The sequence below is a fragment of the Paenibacillus chondroitinus NBRC 15376 genome, assembly GCF_004000765.1.
In the GTDB taxonomy this organism is placed as follows: Bacteria; Bacillota; Bacilli; order Paenibacillales; family NBRC-103111; genus Paenibacillus_E; species Paenibacillus_E chondroitinus.
In genome coordinates, this window is the sequence record NZ_BILW01000013.1 from 18,198 (window position 1) to 34,548 (window position 16,351).

Annotated in this window: 10 protein-coding genes; all 10 read right to left on the reverse strand. The window is 48.8% G+C overall.

Annotated elements, in window-relative coordinates:
* Nucleotides 1-6: 6 nt before the first annotated feature.
* The 10 genes from PCH02S_RS16120 to PCH02S_RS16165 all read right to left on the reverse strand — a co-directional run bounded on the left by PCH02S_RS16120 (nucleotide 7) and on the right by PCH02S_RS16165 (nucleotide 16,350).
* A complete protein-coding gene (locus PCH02S_RS16120; RefSeq protein WP_127454764.1) occupies nucleotides 7-891 on the reverse strand; it encodes an NAD(P)-dependent oxidoreductase in 885 nt (294 codons plus the stop codon).
* A gap of 61 nt (nucleotides 892-952) precedes the next feature.
* The gene (locus PCH02S_RS16125; RefSeq protein WP_127454766.1) at nucleotides 953-1,834 is read right to left on the reverse strand and encodes a carbohydrate ABC transporter permease; all 882 of its coding nucleotides are present in this window, start codon (nucleotides 1,832-1,834) and stop codon (nucleotides 953-955) included.
* Between the two features lie 34 nt (nucleotides 1,835-1,868).
* Nucleotides 1,869-2,786 (reverse strand): ABC transporter permease, encoded by a 918-nt coding sequence (locus tag PCH02S_RS16130; RefSeq protein WP_397369560.1) that lies wholly within the window; start codon nucleotides 2,784-2,786, stop codon nucleotides 1,869-1,871.
* A gap of 353 nt (nucleotides 2,787-3,139) precedes the next feature.
* Entirely contained in the window at nucleotides 3,140-5,467 is a 2,328-nt protein-coding gene (locus tag PCH02S_RS16135; RefSeq protein WP_164819586.1) for a helix-turn-helix domain-containing protein, read from the reverse strand.
* A gap of 153 nt (nucleotides 5,468-5,620) precedes the next feature.
* The gene (locus PCH02S_RS16140) at nucleotides 5,621-7,183 is read right to left on the reverse strand and encodes a type 2 periplasmic-binding domain-containing protein (protein WP_127454772.1); all 1,563 of its coding nucleotides are present in this window, start codon (nucleotides 7,181-7,183) and stop codon (nucleotides 5,621-5,623) included.
* A 208-nt stretch (nucleotides 7,184-7,391) separates the two neighbouring features.
* The gene (locus tag PCH02S_RS16145; protein ID WP_127454774.1) at nucleotides 7,392-8,843 is read right to left on the reverse strand and encodes a CoA-acylating methylmalonate-semialdehyde dehydrogenase; all 1,452 of its coding nucleotides are present in this window, start codon (nucleotides 8,841-8,843) and stop codon (nucleotides 7,392-7,394) included.
* Nucleotides 8,840-10,030 (reverse strand): iron-containing alcohol dehydrogenase, encoded by a 1,191-nt coding sequence (locus tag PCH02S_RS16150; RefSeq protein WP_127454987.1) that lies wholly within the window; start codon nucleotides 10,028-10,030, stop codon nucleotides 8,840-8,842. The genes PCH02S_RS16145 and PCH02S_RS16150 overlap by 4 nt, the downstream gene beginning before the upstream one ends.
* Before the next feature lie 17 nt (nucleotides 10,031-10,047).
* On the reverse strand, nucleotides 10,048-12,192 hold the full coding sequence (locus PCH02S_RS16155; RefSeq protein ID WP_127454776.1) for an alpha-amylase family protein: 2,145 nt from the start codon (nucleotides 12,190-12,192) through the stop codon (nucleotides 10,048-10,050).
* 177 nt (nucleotides 12,193-12,369) lie between these two features.
* Nucleotides 12,370-14,472, reverse strand: coding sequence for a hypothetical protein (locus PCH02S_RS16160; RefSeq protein ID WP_127454778.1), 2,103 nt, complete (start codon nucleotides 14,470-14,472; stop codon nucleotides 12,370-12,372).
* A 453-nt stretch (nucleotides 14,473-14,925) separates the two neighbouring features.
* The gene (locus PCH02S_RS16165) at nucleotides 14,926-16,350 is read right to left on the reverse strand and encodes an NAD-dependent malic enzyme (RefSeq protein ID WP_407670088.1); all 1,425 of its coding nucleotides are present in this window, start codon (nucleotides 16,348-16,350) and stop codon (nucleotides 14,926-14,928) included.
* Nucleotide 16,351 lies beyond the last annotated feature (1 nt).

Sequence of the window (16,351 nt, forward strand, 5' to 3'; positions counted from 1 at the left end):
AGTATTTTAACGGTATATTTTGACCAGTGCCTGCGTACCGCTGCTCTCTTCCCCTGCCGCAGCCAGCTTCTCATACAGCGTCTTAGCCAGCGATAACCCGTATGCCTCAAGCCCCATAGCCTCAGCGGACTGCAAGGCAATGCCCAAATCTTTGATCATATGCTTGACATAAAATCCCGGCTCATAATTGCCTTGAATAATCCTTGGTGCAAGGTTGCTTAACGACCAACTACCGGCAGCTCCGGTCTCTATACTTTTCAGCACCCTGGCAGGATTCAAGCCCGATCGTTCAGCATAAACCAGCGCTTCAGAAACACCCATCATGTTGGCTGCAATCGCAATTTGATTGCACATCTTCGTATGCTGACCAGCGCCTGCTGCTCCTTGATAGACGATATTGGTCCCCATCGCCTGAAAGACAGGCAGAACGGCTTCGAAAGCCTCTTCGTCACCGCCAACCATGATGGATAGTTTCCCATCTCTAGCCCCTATATCTCCGCCTGAGACTGGTGCATCCAGCGATTGTAGTCCCTTTTTCCGAGACTCCTCGTAAATCCGCGCCGCCAATGCGGGACTTGAGGTCGTCATATCGATTAGATAGGAACCTGGTTTCGCAGCAGCTACAATTCCAGAAGGCCCCAGGAAAATGTTCTCCACATCACTCGGATACTCGACCATGGTAATCGTCACATCCGCATGGCGAGCTACGTCCGCAGCCCCTTCTTTCCATATTGCGCCCTCTTGCAGCAGGTCTTCCGACTTGCTTTTTGTTCGGCTGTAGACGTACAGGTCATATCCGGCCTTCATCAGATTTCGCGCCATGCTTTTACCCATTACACCCAGACCGATAAAACCGACTTTGACTTTTCCTGTTGATGCTAATTCATTCATGTTCATACCCATCCTTTGACATTCAAATTGTTGGTTAGATTAGCCTGTGATCACCCTGCGATCATCCTTTGACAGAACCTAGCATGACACCTTTGGCAAAATGCTTTTGCAAAAAAGGATAAACAAGCAATATAGGAGCCATAGCCAGCATAATAGCCGCCATGCGGATCGTTTCCTGTGGCACAATCCTGTCGTCTCCGCCTGCACCCGCTTGTCCGACACCCGTGGAGTCCGAATCGATGACAAGGGATTTTATCAACACTTGCAGCGTCCACTTTTTGGAATCCGAGATATAGATAAGTGCATTGAAGTACGTGTTCCAGTGAGAGACAGCAAAAAACAGCATAAATGCGGCGATTGCCGGCATCGACAGCGGGATAATGATACGCAGAAATACCCCAATCTCCGTGCACCCGTCGATGCGTGCGGATTCCTCCAGCTCCGGCGGGTGCGACTCCAGGAAGCTCTTAATGACAAGCAAACTCCACGCGCTGGTAAGCGTTGGCCAAATCAATGACCAATACGAGTTCAGCAGTCCCAGCTGCTTGATGAGCAAATAACTCGGCAAGATGCCCGCATTAAACACCAGCGTAAAAATAACTGCTGCCAGTAAGATTTTTCTTCCCGGTAATGTTTTCTTGGTCAGCACATAAGCGAAGCTGAAAGAGACAATGAGATTTAAGATCGTGCCGATGACCGTGACGAACACCGTGCTTTTCAGCGCATGGATAAAGCTGTTGGTCGATAAAATATATTTATAAGCGGACAATGACCATTTGTCTGGAAACAAATAAAATTTCAGCGGAATGTACACCTTCGGATCGGTGAAGGACACGCTAAACACATAAATAAATGGAAACAAACACACAATCGAGATCAAGGCCAACAGCGAATAGTTTACGTAATCAAACGTGGTCAGTTTCTTTTTGGCAACAAAGCTCATCGTTCCATCCTCCCTTTTTCAACCCAGAATCACCTCAATATATCCCCTCGTGCCCCAGCTTCTTCACAATATAGTTGGAGACCAAGACCAGGACCAAACCGACCACGCCTTTAAACATGCCAACCGTCACACCGATGCTGACTTTCCCTTGCAATACGCCAATGCTGTAGGCATACGTATCGAATACTTCCCCTACGGAAGAAACAAGTGGATTCATCATGAGAAGCACCTGCTCGAAGCCGACATCCGCCATATGCCCGAGACGCAAAATCAATAAAATGATAATCGTGGGTCGGATGGCAGGCAGCGTAATGTGCCAGATTTGTCTCCAGCGACTTGCTCCGTCTACGACAGCTGCTTCGTACCGTTGGGGATCTACCCCGGCCATAGCAGCCAGGAAGATGATCGTTCCCCAACCGGCTTCCTTCCACATATTTTGTGCTGTGATAAGCGCCCAGAAATAATTAGGATTGGATAAGAAGGCGACCGACTCATGCCCCCAGCCCGTAATGACTTTGTTCACGATCCCCACATCCGAAGACAGGATGAAGAAGGTTAGACTGACAACGACAACCCAAGACAAGAAGTGTGGCAAATAGACGATAGATTGGTTAAACCTTTTAAACGCCTCGTGTCGTACTTCATTCAGCATCAATGAAAGTACAATGGGAACGGGAAACATGAAGATCAAACCAAAGATGTTGATCGCAAAAGTATTGCGCAGCATGATATAAAAGTTGGGATCCGAAAACAGCTCGACGAAATGCTTCATCCCCACCCATTCACTTCCGCTGATTCCTGCATAGGGATTATACTCGGTAAAAGCCAGCACCAGCCCCCACATCGGAGCGAATTTAAAGACGATGAAATAAAGCACGCCTGGTAAAGCAAGTAAATAGACATATTTGTGCCGGGCCAAATTTGTCCAGCTGCGGGAGTGGGTCTTCGCCATAGGTTTGGTCGTTAACTCTGCTGTCGACGGCATCTTCTTGCACCTCTCTTTTTATATTCCTGGATGTTCTGATGTTCTACGCTCGAATCCATGTAAACCCTTTCAATACATTCCTTACTATATAACCGGACTGTTAGGCATCCTATAGACAATTCTTGAAAAACCTGGGCAGGCGGTTCAAACGTCAAGAATTGTCCTTGCAGCAAAATCTGTCCGGTATCCACGCCACATCCTAGGGGATCTACAGGCTGCTATTCCAGTAAATTCAGCCGTTTCCGAGTTCAAGCGGAACTACACCCAAAAGAGGCTGCCCCCGCCATTGCCATGGCTTTCGGAACAACCTCCAACTGCTGTTAACGCTGACGTGTCCGAAAACTACTCGGAGACATTTTGATAAACCGTTGAAAGATACGGTTCAGGTTACGCTCGGAATACCCCACGGCCAGCGCGATCTCACTTACGTTTTGATCTGTTTCCGTGAGCAACCTCTTCGCTTCATCGACCTTGCACTCCACAACGAAATCAAGGAAGTTCACACCCATTTCCTTCTTAAAAAGACGGCTTAAATAAGAAGGACTGAGCCCTACTTGCTCGGCGCATTGCACCAATGACAAATCGCTGCCGCAGTTCGCCCGAATATGCTTGCATACCTGCTGGATAACGGATTGGCCGGATTCATTCCGGTAATTTGTTGTCAGCCAGATGTACATCGGAAATAAGCTCCCTGCAAACCAATCCGCGATTTCCTGCGACGTCTGCCTGGTGTGAAGCTGCCCGAACCAATCGTGATCCAATATATCGAGAAGTGTGGCCCCTTGCTTTTCCAAAGATGAGATGAGCGTGGATAACAGTAAATGATAGCTTTGATAAATAAAACGATAGGACTGGGAAGCGCGAATCGCTTCGGAAAAAGCGGCCAAACCTTCCGCTGCCAGCTCCAGTTCCCCTTTATCCAAGGCGTCAATAATGGCGGTTTCGAATTCCCGAGGGTAGCGGAAAGCCGTCTGCTTCTTCTCATTTTCCAAATGTTCAATAAATAGGACGTTCTTCGTATTGTTGAATATGCGATACTGCAGCGCGCTTTCCGCCTCTTTACAAGAAACGGGCACATCCTCGATATGAAAATAAAACCGGCCGACGCCAGCCGTCGCTTTCATCGACAGATGCTCCTTTAAGGAGTCGCAGACGGATTCCGCATATTCTTCTGTAAGACGAAGCATCTCTTCTTGCTCCGTATCCGCCCTGAACTGCAGCAGCGCTACCCCCCGGCCTCTGTCAGGAATTACATACCCGCGCACGCTGGGATAAGTCTGAATAATTTCTTGCATGACATTGGAGATGACAAAAGCAATGATCCCTTTTTCATCCGGCCGAAAACGCTTCTCCCTCGCAATATTATCGGCATCCACGATGATGACGACATTCGTCGCATGTACGGTAATGCCATTGGCTTCACAATCACGAAGCAGCGGTTCTTTTCTTAAGTATTCGCCGTTAATCAACTGCTGAAGAAATTTCTCCCTCAGTGTAGGTTGAATGCTAGCCATAAAACCACCTAGCTTTTCCGTTTCCATGTTTAGAAAATCCAGACATTCCTTGATATAATCGAGTTCGTTTTGTTTATTTTGGATTTGCCCGATCCTCAGCGCCTTGCTATGCTTCATCAACTGCCCGATGGGGTTATAAGCCCACTTGGAATTGAAATAGGTCAATACGACTCCGAAAGTAATGAAAATAAACAAAAATAGAAGGGTCACGTTGCGTATCCAGTTCAACTGGCCGGCAATGGTTTTCTCAGGTACGATGGTAACGTAAATTCGCCCGTATATATTTTTGGTATATAGAAAATGCGCTTGTTCCCCATCGATGCCTTTGCTCAGGAAACTGCCAGTATTGCTGCTTCTATCCTTGATACCGTCTATGCTGCCCAAACCTTTCATTAAGGAAAGAACCTGATCGTACCCCAGCTCCCCACTGCCAGGAATAACCTTATGATGAATGACGAACAAATTCTGTCCCATCGGCAGTAAATACGTATCGGAATCCAAAAATTCACTAATCGCAGACTTTTCAATTTCAAAAGCAAGAATACCTTGCGCTTGACCGTCCCCCATGTTAGGAAGCCGGCGGGCAAATGTCACATAACCGTCCTTCTGCGCAGAAGGCAAGTAAGCCCACTGAGAGAGCTCTTCGCTGGCAATGATCGTATCAATATCATTTTTATAGGGGTAACTCTCTTTTTCGATAACTCCATAACGGTTCGATAACACCACATTTTCCATGGTATTATAGAAATAAATTTCATTAATAAAGCTGTCACTATTTTTGACCAGATTGATTTTATCCAGAAAATCCCTGTGCCACAGCCAGCTGTTGTCTTGATTCGGGTCTAGAAAGAAGCCCGATAGGATAGGGTCGACAGCGAGTTGAAGCGATTCCTGCTCGATGGTCTGAAAAATTCTTTCCGCACGATCCTTCATGCTCGATAACGACGAATTGCTTTCGTTCATGATTTGCTCCTGCGCCCGGTTCATAGCGAATTGATAGTACACTGCACTAGCCAGTATTAAAGGAATGCAAACAGAAATGCATCCAAGCCAAATCAGCTTATACAAATACCTGCCATGACTGGTGACATGTTTGGAACCTGACTGACGAATGTGTTTTATCCAGTTAATCATAATGCCCCCCACATCCATTTGCTTGTTTATACGGTCTGAGTATACTTCGCTTTGTCCTAAGACGAACCCTTTGGCAGCAGGTATTCATTTAAGCCCTTTCATATAGCAAAGAGGAGTCTAAGGCCTTAGCCTGCGATCTCCTCCAGCTTATTCTTATTTGCCGAAATACTGCTTATAGCTTTCCGCAAATTCCTTGTACGCTTTCTTTAAATCCTGATTTTCATTCAATTTATCTACATAACCCTTGTACTCTTCCATTGTAATCTGGCCAACAATCGCTTTCGTCGCCATAGCCTGCCATTCCTTCTCATACTTTGGCCATACGTTTGTCCACGTAGTAGAATTGATGATCGAGAACGGATTAAGCTTTCCAACTTGCCCATAGACTTCGACTTCTTTCATTTTGGCATCGTTGTAAGCTTTCGGCGCTGATGGATTGAGCACTTTCATCTTGTTGTTAAACGCCAGTGAAAATACCTGATTCGCATTGGTGGTAACCTGTTTGACTCCAAGATCCGTCAGCTGCGGTTGGCCATCTACAACTTTATGGTGAACACCTTCGATACCGTAGTAGTTGAAATCCGTATATTCAGCCGTCGTGGTTTTCTCAAAATAATCTAGAATTTGCTTCACTTTGGCTTCCGGCACCTTTTTGGAAATATAGAATGCGCCGAATGTCGGGCTTGCCAAACTGACTGTCACACCACCTGGTCCTTTAAGTGGCGGAAGGGTGATGACCTTCGCGTCGGGCTGCGTCTTCTGATTCATCTGCTCCCACGTATAATCGCGCCAGATGTTTCTTACATAGGAGGCGGCGCGCCCAGTTGCGTACATTTCTTCCGCTTGTGTTTTCTTCATCGAAGAGAATTCTTTCGCCAGTATGCCGTCTGCATACAGTTTGCGGAGCCATTCGACCATTGCGGTATAATTAGGTGTCAATTGATTTTTGATCAAGCCGCCGTCTTTATCATAAACCGGGTCAAGCGCGCCAAAAGCTCCCGAATACGTATCATCACCGTCAGCCAGCAAAAAGCCGTGACCGATGATGCCAATCGTATCCTTTTTGCCGTTGCCGTCTACGTCACTGTCCACAATCTTCTTCAGATCTGCCGCATACTCATCAATCGTTGTAGGAATAGGCAGGTTCAGCTTATCCAACCAATCTTTGCGCATTTTAATGCCCAAATCGATTTGTGGACGGTTGCGAGGAATGCCGTATACCTTTCCATCTAATTTCATATAGTTCCACACGTTCGGGCCGCTATTATTTTTCATGTTCGGGTATTTGCTGAAATCGCCAAGGAATGGCGTCAAATCCCAGAATGCTCCTTGATTAATGGCCTGAAGCAATGTAGGTCGGGTCATATTGGTGGATACAATGATTTCAGGCAAATTCCCAGATGCCAGCACCAGGTCGAATTTCGTATCGTAGTCACCGGATGGAACCCATTCCACATTTAATTGGGTATTGGTTTTCTTCTGCCATTCCGTCCAATACTCATCATTCATGTTCGGTACATCCGCATAAGAAGGAACGAGGAATTGAAGTTTCAACGGCTCCGCTGATGCTGGTGTTGCCTTGTTCGAATCCCCCTGTTTCGCCGTATTGTCTGCACCTCCCGCCGGTGCACTGTTCTCCCCACATCCTGCCAAGACGCTAACGGAAAGCATGCTGGCCATTATCATACTGAAACACTTTCGATAAAACTTCGACATCGGAACCCCTCCTCAAGTTATTTCGAATCGCGTGACCATTCGCAAGCCCACTGTATTTCGGTAACGCTTACATTTCTTATTCTAGCTTCTCATTCGGAAGCAAGTTAGTGACACTTCTTGTTTTTTCGGCCATTTGGAGCCAACCGCAAATTTTGTCCGGGCAGTAATAAACTGTCTGCTCTCCATTGTAGCACGGCTGGCAAGCCTCTTAGTAGCGCGAAGTTACCATCTTCTTACGGGTGTAGAATTCAACCCCGTCTCTGCCATTGGCATGCAAATCCCCATAGAAGGATTTCTTGAAACCCGAGAATGGAAAGAAGGCCATCGGCGCAGGCACTCCGACATTAATGCCCAGCATACCCGCATCGATCTGTTCGCGAAATTGCCTGATTGCTTTTGCACTGTCTGTATACAGACACGCGCCATTGGCAAATTCCGAACGGTTGGCGATCTCAATCGCTTCCTTCAGGCTGCTTGCGCGAACGATGCTTAAGACCGGCGCAAAAATTTCATCCTGCCAAATTTTCATATCGGTTTGCACCCCGTCAAAAATCGTCGGGCCGACAAAAAATCCGCCCCCCTGTGCCGCCGCCGCATCTCGTCCGTCCACGACCATTGAAGCTCCTTCGCGAATCCCCGCTTCAATATAGTCGATCGTCCTGTCTTTATGGGACGACCGGATAACCGGACCGAGGAAGACATCGGGTTCAAGCCCATTGCCAATCTTCATCCGACTTGCCGCTTCCTGCAATTTATTCACCAAAGTGTCAGCGATGTCTCCTACGGCTACGACAACGGAACAGGCCATGCACCGTTCACCAGCCGAGCCGAACGCTGCGCCCAAGATATTGCTGACCGTAAGTTCCAGATCGGCGTCAGGCAGCACGATGCTATGATTTTTGGCTCCTGCCAGGGCTTGAACTCTCTTTCCATGAGCGGCGGAGGATTTGTACACATACTCAGCAACAGGTTGGGAACCTACGAACGAAATGGCCTGGATGTCCGGGTGCTCGATCATCCCGTTCACGATCTCCTTCGAGCCGTGGACAATGTTGAGCACGCCTTCCGGAAGCCCCGCTTCCGTGAACAACTCTGCCAAACGGTTCGCTAACAGCGGAGTTCGTTCCGATGGCTTCAGAATAAACGTGTTCCCGCAAGAGATCGCCAACGGAAACATCCAGCATGGCACCATCATCGGAAAGTTAAAGGGCGAGATGCCCGCAACGACACCAAGCGGATACCGGTACATGCCCGATTCGATACCCGTCGCAATGTCGGGCAGCTGGGAACCCATCATCAGCGTTGGTGAACCCGCCGCAAACTCGACGCATTCGATCCCGCGCTGCACTTCGCCATAGGCTTCCGTGTAGCTTTTGCCGTTCTCCTGCGTAATAAGCCGGGCAAGCTCGTCCCAGTGTTCTACCAAAAGCTGCTGGTATTTAAAAAGAATGCGCGCACGCTTCGGTACCGGGGTCTCTCTCCAGGCTGTGAAGCTGCTGCGTGCTGCTTCTACTGCCGCATGCAAGTCACTGCGCGTAGACAGAGGGACTCGCGCAATAGGTTCTCCTGTCGCCGGGTTCGGCACGATCTCATAGGAGGAGCTATCGGACGGAACCCACCTGCCCCCGACATAATTTTGTAAAACCGGAATCGTTGTCATCGCGCCGCTCCTTCTTCTTTCTTTAATTCGTAATCGTAGCAAATACGATATAACGCTTCGATTTCACCTGCGGTTACAGATCTGGGATGATGGCCTGGACTTCCGCTAGCTATCGCGTCAGCCGCCATCTGTGGAATCGCCTTGTCAAACGCCTCGCGCTCGATTCCCCAATCACGTAAATTCGGAATTTTCATGAGGCTGCATAATGTCCGAACCTCCTCCATGACGGCGGCTGACAGCCTGTCTCTTTCGCTGTCAACAAGGTCGGGTCGCATCACGCGCCCGATCTCCGCTATACGCTCCTGCGCATAGCCCGATGTAAATTCAAGGACAGCAGGCAGCAGCATTGCGTTGGATATTCCGTGAGGAACGTGGAACAGCGCTCCCAGCGGTCGGGACATCCCGTGAATCAAGGTCACCGAAGCGTTGGAGAATGCGGCACCCGCCAGCATAGAGCCAAGTGCGATTTGAGCGAAGTCTTCCGCATCCCCCTTTTTCGCGTAACAGACGGGCAAATGTTTGATCAATAAGGCAATGGCTTGCAGTGCCCAACCGTCACTTAGCGGATTGGCCTTCCGGGACCAGTACGCCTCGATGGCGTGGCACAATGCGTCGATCCCCGACGATGCGATGACAGATGGAGGGCATGACATGCACAGCAGCGCATCTATGATCGCAACTTGCGGCACCAGCTCCGGCTGGGCGATCATCATTTTGACATCCCTGCGGGTATCAATGATGACCGTCACTTTCGTGACCTCAGACCCTGTACCCGCTGTCGTTGGTATGGCGATCAAAGGCAATGGCCGATTCGCGAACTTTTTCATACCGCCGACATAGTCTCCGATATATCCTGTGTTCGTCATCATGGCAGCGGTCGCTTTGGCGGCGTCGATGCAGCTGCCTCCTCCCAAAGCGACAATCACATCGCACTGCTCCTGCCGGCAGATGGCGAGCGCTTCATCCACATGCCGGTCGGTTGGCTCCGTCTCAACACCACTATAGATCGCACAGGAGAAGCCTGCTTGTTCCAAATAATTTCTGCATGTCTGGACGTGCCCGATTTGCGCCATAACGGGATCGCTAACGATTAGGGCTTTGCTTCCCAGACTCGATGCATAGGAAGCCACTTCCGAGAATGCGCCTAATCCAATGCTGATTCTCGACGGCATCAAAATCTCATGAATCATGCTGAGCATCCCCCTCATTCAAAAACAACGACATCATAATCCAAGATGCTCGACACGACGACAGAAGCAGCATCTCCTTCTCTGGTCATCGTTAATGGGCTATGATCGGACAGCCTGAAAGCTCGCTGTGGCTCGAAACCATCACCTAACGGCAAACGAATCGTCACGTCACGGGCCGGAATGAGTTGTCTGAACATTCTCCGTCCGCCATTCACGTTCACAAGATGAACCAGACGCCGTTTTTCTTGAACTCGTAAGGTTGCCAGCAGCGTCTCCGGAGCCTCCACCTGCAGCGGCAAAGTCTCCATTGTCGTCCATAACACCGCATTTACCAGCAAAAGCGCCCAATCCGGATAACCGTATCGCGCAAACGCCGTATCCTGTTGCCCCGGAAAATAAACCGTTCTGCCGCCGCCAATATGCTCTCTGGCAATCAGCATCGGCATTCCGGTATCCGGCTCCAGCGTGTATGACTGCCCCTCGGGGAAAACGCGGAATGGCGCGGACAACGTCAACGGCACGTCGGAATCTTGGTCTGCGGCGACCCGGCAATAAGCGTTTGAAGCCGGAATGACCGATGTATCCCCAAGTCGATCCAGCAAAGGATGCGAGGAATTTTGTACATTCAAATAGCTTTGCTTATATACACCATTCTCCTCTCCCGTCACGGAATTCGTACTTATATAGGAGACACCTAATAAATCTGCCAGTAAAAAGTCTGACCGCTTGCTGCCGTCCGTATCAAACAAGGAAGTTTCAAATGTAGCGATGACACTGCCGCCGTTCTTCGCATATTGGTTAAGTGCGGCTGCCGTCTCTTCCGACATGCAGGCAGTGGAAGGCAGAATGATCGTCCGGTATTTGCCGAGATTCCCCTTCTTCACTACGGCATCCGAGATGATATCAAACGGAATGTGATGATCCGACAGCGCCAATTCAATTCCTCTGATCGCATCGACATAGTTCATCTTTGGCTTCTCTTTTCCATAGTAAAAAAGGGTATCCTGGGAGTATACGATGGCTACGTTTGCACCGGATCGGTCATCGTTATAATATGCTTGATTATCCGCGACAAAGTGATACAGCGATTTCACCGCCGGAAAACCTCTCTGATCCTGATGTCCCTGAATCGGTCCTCCGGATAAATTCAAGATGGCATTGCCCCCGTTGGCGTATATCTGGGCCATATACACCTTTTGCTCAGCCGGCGGCACAGCATTTCTACGCCACGGCCACGCTTGGAAATAGGAGGCCAGCACCCAAGGCTGATGATCGCTGACATTGTCCAGGAAGTTCGCTTCCTCCGCAGGCCACAGCAGAAAGTCCCAGTGGCTTGACTCCCCTTCCACACGAATCCGGGTTTGCGCTTCCACTTGAACCGCGTCGATATAGGCCGCCATTCCTTCAATATCCAACGCGCCTTTGGTCGTCCATCCTGTTTCCCCAAAACACACGCTGTTACACATCACCGGCATATTCGGATCAAGCGATTTCACTAAGTCATACAAAAATTTGGAGCGCTCCACGACACGCTGCTGCCGCCACCGTTGGAAAGTTCCCCAGACAGGATCGTTCCAATCCTCTTTCACCGGAATTTGGCTGCCGGCATAAGCTCCGAATGCTTCTCTGCAGCGGGAACAATGACAAATCCCGTTGCCATAAGAGGAAAAGCCGTAGCTTCCTCCGCCGAATTTGATGCCGTCGACGTCGTAGCGCATCACGATTTCGCGTAAAATTTCCGCTAAATATTCATTTTGATATCCGCTTAGCGGACATGCGATATAAAAATCGCCCAAATCCTGATTTGCTTTATACGGCTTGCCTTCATGGTCACAGGAGCACCAATCCGGATGTTCCAACGCAGCATTACCCGGAATCAGACTCAGATCCATTGCTGCCACCGCGCGGATATCATAAGATTGAACCGCTTTCACGATTTCCCCTGTCAGATCCCGATCGCCCAAAAAAGGACTTTTTCTGATCGACAAGTTGGTAGGATGCACCGTCACATACCCTGCGCAAAAAAACGACAGCACATTTACACCGAGTTCATTCAAATCTTTTGCAAAACGCTCCGTGTCAAAATCAAGACAATCGACATCCCTGATTGTCAGATGTACGCCTCTGCTTCGCTTGCTCAACCAATCCGATTTCGCCATATTTATCCTCCAATATGCGTAGTGTGAACTCTGCCCAATCTGATTATAGATACGGATAATGCCGCATCCTATAGACACATTTTGTTACGATGCCCCTGCTCTTGCTCAGCGCAATATTTGTCCAAGAAGGCATAATCTGTCCTACAGTTGTTAAGCAAGTAGAAGTCATCTACTTGCTTATGTCTGATTATCGCCGGCGTGTACAAAGGCAATATCTTCAAGTACCTGCGGACGATACAGCTCCCATGAGAAAGGTGTCTTGCCAAGGTGCATCAAGGGATGTTCTACATAGTGCGCCTTGGTTACTGCGATCAGCCGCTCCCAATGTCCGGCTGCGTGCGGCGCCTCCAGAAGCTGAATCGCATGAAGGCGTTCGGCTTCGTCTCCAGTTCTTCTATACAGCTCATAAGAAACGGCTGCCCGTAGTTTATCTGCAAAATAATAATTCAGATGAGCCCATGCTTCAATGTCGGCCTTTTCACAACAGAGTACAGGGGTATCGGCTTTAATAGCCGCCAACCATTCGAGCCCGTGATTGGCATCAGACTCCAGCGTCTCTGCCAGCTTAAGGGGTGAAATCCTGTCCGTTGTTCGTCCTTCTAAGCGTTGGTCCACATATTCGGATACCGATAGATATTCCGGATTGAATGTTTTCCGCTCCAGAAGATCCTGCAACGAAATAAACGATGCGCCTCCATCGTATTCCGCTTCGTCCGTGGACATGAAGCCTTCGGCATACAAGGTGAAATCCCATGTGAACGAGAACATGGACGCGAGGGCCATTGGCATTTTACAAACAGCTGCATACGCTTTCAATAATGGCACTCCAATCGGTGCACGATGGCGTTGTTCAATCGCTTTCTCAAATACACGGTCAGGTGTATCCGGTTCATACAGCAGCCTTCCCCATAGCATGTAATACAGCCAGTTCTTTTCAAACAGATAAGTCCAGTCCATATGATCGCTATCTTTCAGATGGGCGTAATCAATGCCGGGAATCATGCATTCCGACCCGATATAGTAGCCACCAACATAGTCCTGCCCGTTCTCTGTAATATGCTCCCGAATGAAATCCGGCTGCGCCCAGCGAAGCGTGAAGAAGTCCTCGTTGCGGACCATCCAGGTGATTTTATAATTCGTTGGCGACGGTTTCCAATACCCCTCCATCCCATTCGAGCCACCATGCGTCAGCAGCAACTTCGAGGAGGAGTAGGCATGCGACCAATTGAATTTAACTTCCACCCATACTGGTTCAGGCATGAAGCCATTACTTTCTATCGCATTTCGCGTGATGGAAGGATCTACGGAAAACGGTGCGCGATGAATGAATTTTACCGGCCGGCTGGCTTGCTTCATCCCCTCAAAATAAACGTCATTGACCCAATCCTGTCGACTTTGCGGCGTCATATCGTTCATTCTTTCCCCTAGCGAAATGCCGAGTCCAGTAAGATCCGGATACTCTTCAATCAGCTGAGTAACACATTCCCGGGTATATTGTTTGATCATGTCCGTGGAGTAAGAATCTCCATAATGATAAAAGGTTTCGTCGCTTATCGCTTGTGGATCGTAATGCTCCCGATAGGCTTCCGATACGAAAATGTTCCAATTGACCATATACGTCTCGATTCCACGTTCTTTGGCCATCCGGAATAAAGCGGTCCAGTACTGCTTCCATTCCGCTAGTTCTTCCTCATTGAAAGGGCATGCCTTCGGAAAATGCACAGGACGAATCATGTAGGGAAACGGATGCAAATTCCACAACGTCAGAACGTTATAGCGGTTCTCAGCCATCATATCGAGAAACTTTTGCCAGAAGGCAAGATCACGGACCGTGTCCTTTTGAAGCTCAAAACACGCATTCCTCCGGTAACTTGACCAAGGAAGATTGAATTTGATGGCACGGAATGGAAAGCGGGCATTCATGACACATGGTGGGATGGCTGTCAGCGATCCATGTGCCCGGAGCCGCTCTTCCAGCTCCAGCGTTCCGTACATGGCCCCCGCTTCATCCCCGGCCAAAATGTACCAGGTTAAGGTGCTATGCCCTTCCCGCTTACGAATCTCGAAACCCTCTGGAGCGACAGAGGGATCTATGGTTATGCCATGTTTAGTGGCCGCTTCCTCCCTATCGGAGATGATGATTACGCTCGTAGATACAACGTTAGCTGCTATATCCAAAGGTTTAACTGGCCCCTCAAATCTTGCAATGGTGTCTAGCAGCTTAGAAGCTGCAAAACGGATCATGGATGAATCCATGTGATACACAACGGTCGTAGTCACTTTCAGCTCACTCCTTCCCCTCATTAAAGCATTATCGTTATCGTTGCTTCCAGCTTGATTGTAACAAGTCATTTCGAGGCATAGAACCGTCAGTTCTTGATGTCCCCTTCCTGCTTAATCAGGAACAATAATTGTCTTCCTGATCATTTTTTGTCCGTAACCATTACTGAGAAACACTTGGCGCAGGGTAATCTCAAACTAGATGAACTACAGGGCGCTATTCTAGCAAATTCAGCCCGTTCCTCGCTCAAGCGGAACTACAGGGGCTTATTTGACCACCTAACCCTGTTTTCTTAAAGAAAATGGACAAATAGCGGCTCACAGTTCCTCTCCGCGCGAAAAAGAGCCTATTTCGCAGAAATAGCGACCTGTAGTTCCCCTCCCTTGCCCGGAGAAGCCGCTCAAGCGATAGCTGCAAAAAGGCCAACCGGATAAATTCCGGTCGACCTTATCTTAACTAATCGGCGTTAACTTGCGTTCTGCAAATTTCGAGCCTCTAAACTCAGGCGGTATTCGACGAGCAACTCCTGTTTGAATGGCAGCCTGCACCACTTGATCGCGAATTTCCTGTACGACCTTCTCATTAAAAATGGAGGGAATAATATACTGTTCATTTAACTCATCATCTGTGACCGTGTAAGCTATGGCCTTCGATGCAGCCAGTTTCATTTCTTCATTAATCTGGCTCGCTCTGCAATCAAGCGCCCCTCGGAATATACCTGGAAAACATAGCACGTTATTGATTTGGTTCGGAAAGTCGCTACGACCCGTGGCGATCACTCTGACAAAGGGGGCAGCCGCTTCGGGATCGATCTCAGGCGTTGGATTCGCCATGGCGAAAATGACCGGATCGTTAGCCATACGATGTACCTCTTCCAGCTTCAACACATTCGGTCCGGAAACACCAATGAAAACATCGGCGCCATTCATCGCATCAGATAAACTGCCTTTCGTATTCTCCTGATTGGTGTTACGCGCCACCCAGTCCCACAATGGATTCTCGTAGATGTTGTCACGTGTCATAATGCCCTGACGATCCACAGCAAGGATGGTTTTCGCCCCGGCTCCCAACAGCATTTTAACGATAGAAACCCCGGCAGCACCAATCCCCACAACAACAATTCGGATATCCTCGATTTTCTTTTTGGTTAACCTTAGGCTATTGATCAGTCCGGCTAAAACAACCACCGCTGTCCCGTGTTGGTCATCGTGAAACACTGGAATGTCCAGCTCTTCCTTCAGGCGGGTTTCAATCTCAAAGCAGCGCGGAGAACTGATATCTTCCAAATTAATTCCACCAAAAGCCGGCGCCATATTCTTAATGGTTCGAATAATATCTTCCGTATCTTTGGTATTTAGGCAGATGGGGACAGCGTCCACACCTGCCAATTGCTTAAACAGCATCGCCTTTCCTTCCATCACCGGCATCGCTGCTTCGGGGCCAATATCACCCAGACCTAGAACGGCTGTACCATCGGAGATCACTGCAACAGTGTTGCGTTTAATCGTCAACGTAAAGGCTTTTTCCGGATTTTCATGAATCGCCATGCAGACTTTGGCTACACCAGGTGTATAAACCTTTGATAAATCATCCCGATTTTTCACCGGTATTTTGGGCTGGATTTCAATTTTGCCCCCCAGGTGCACAAGGAACGTGGGATCCGAGATATGATGCAGGACGACACCCGGAAGCATTCTAATTTTATCCGCAATCAATTCCTCGGCTTGTTCTCCTAGATTGACGGTAATATCCCTCGTTGTCGATTGTTTATCGGAACGAATCACGTCAATGGCAACGATATCTCCACCGGCACGACTTACGGCATTCGCCACTTCACCGAAAGTGGTTACCTTCTGATCCAATTCAATACGCAAGATG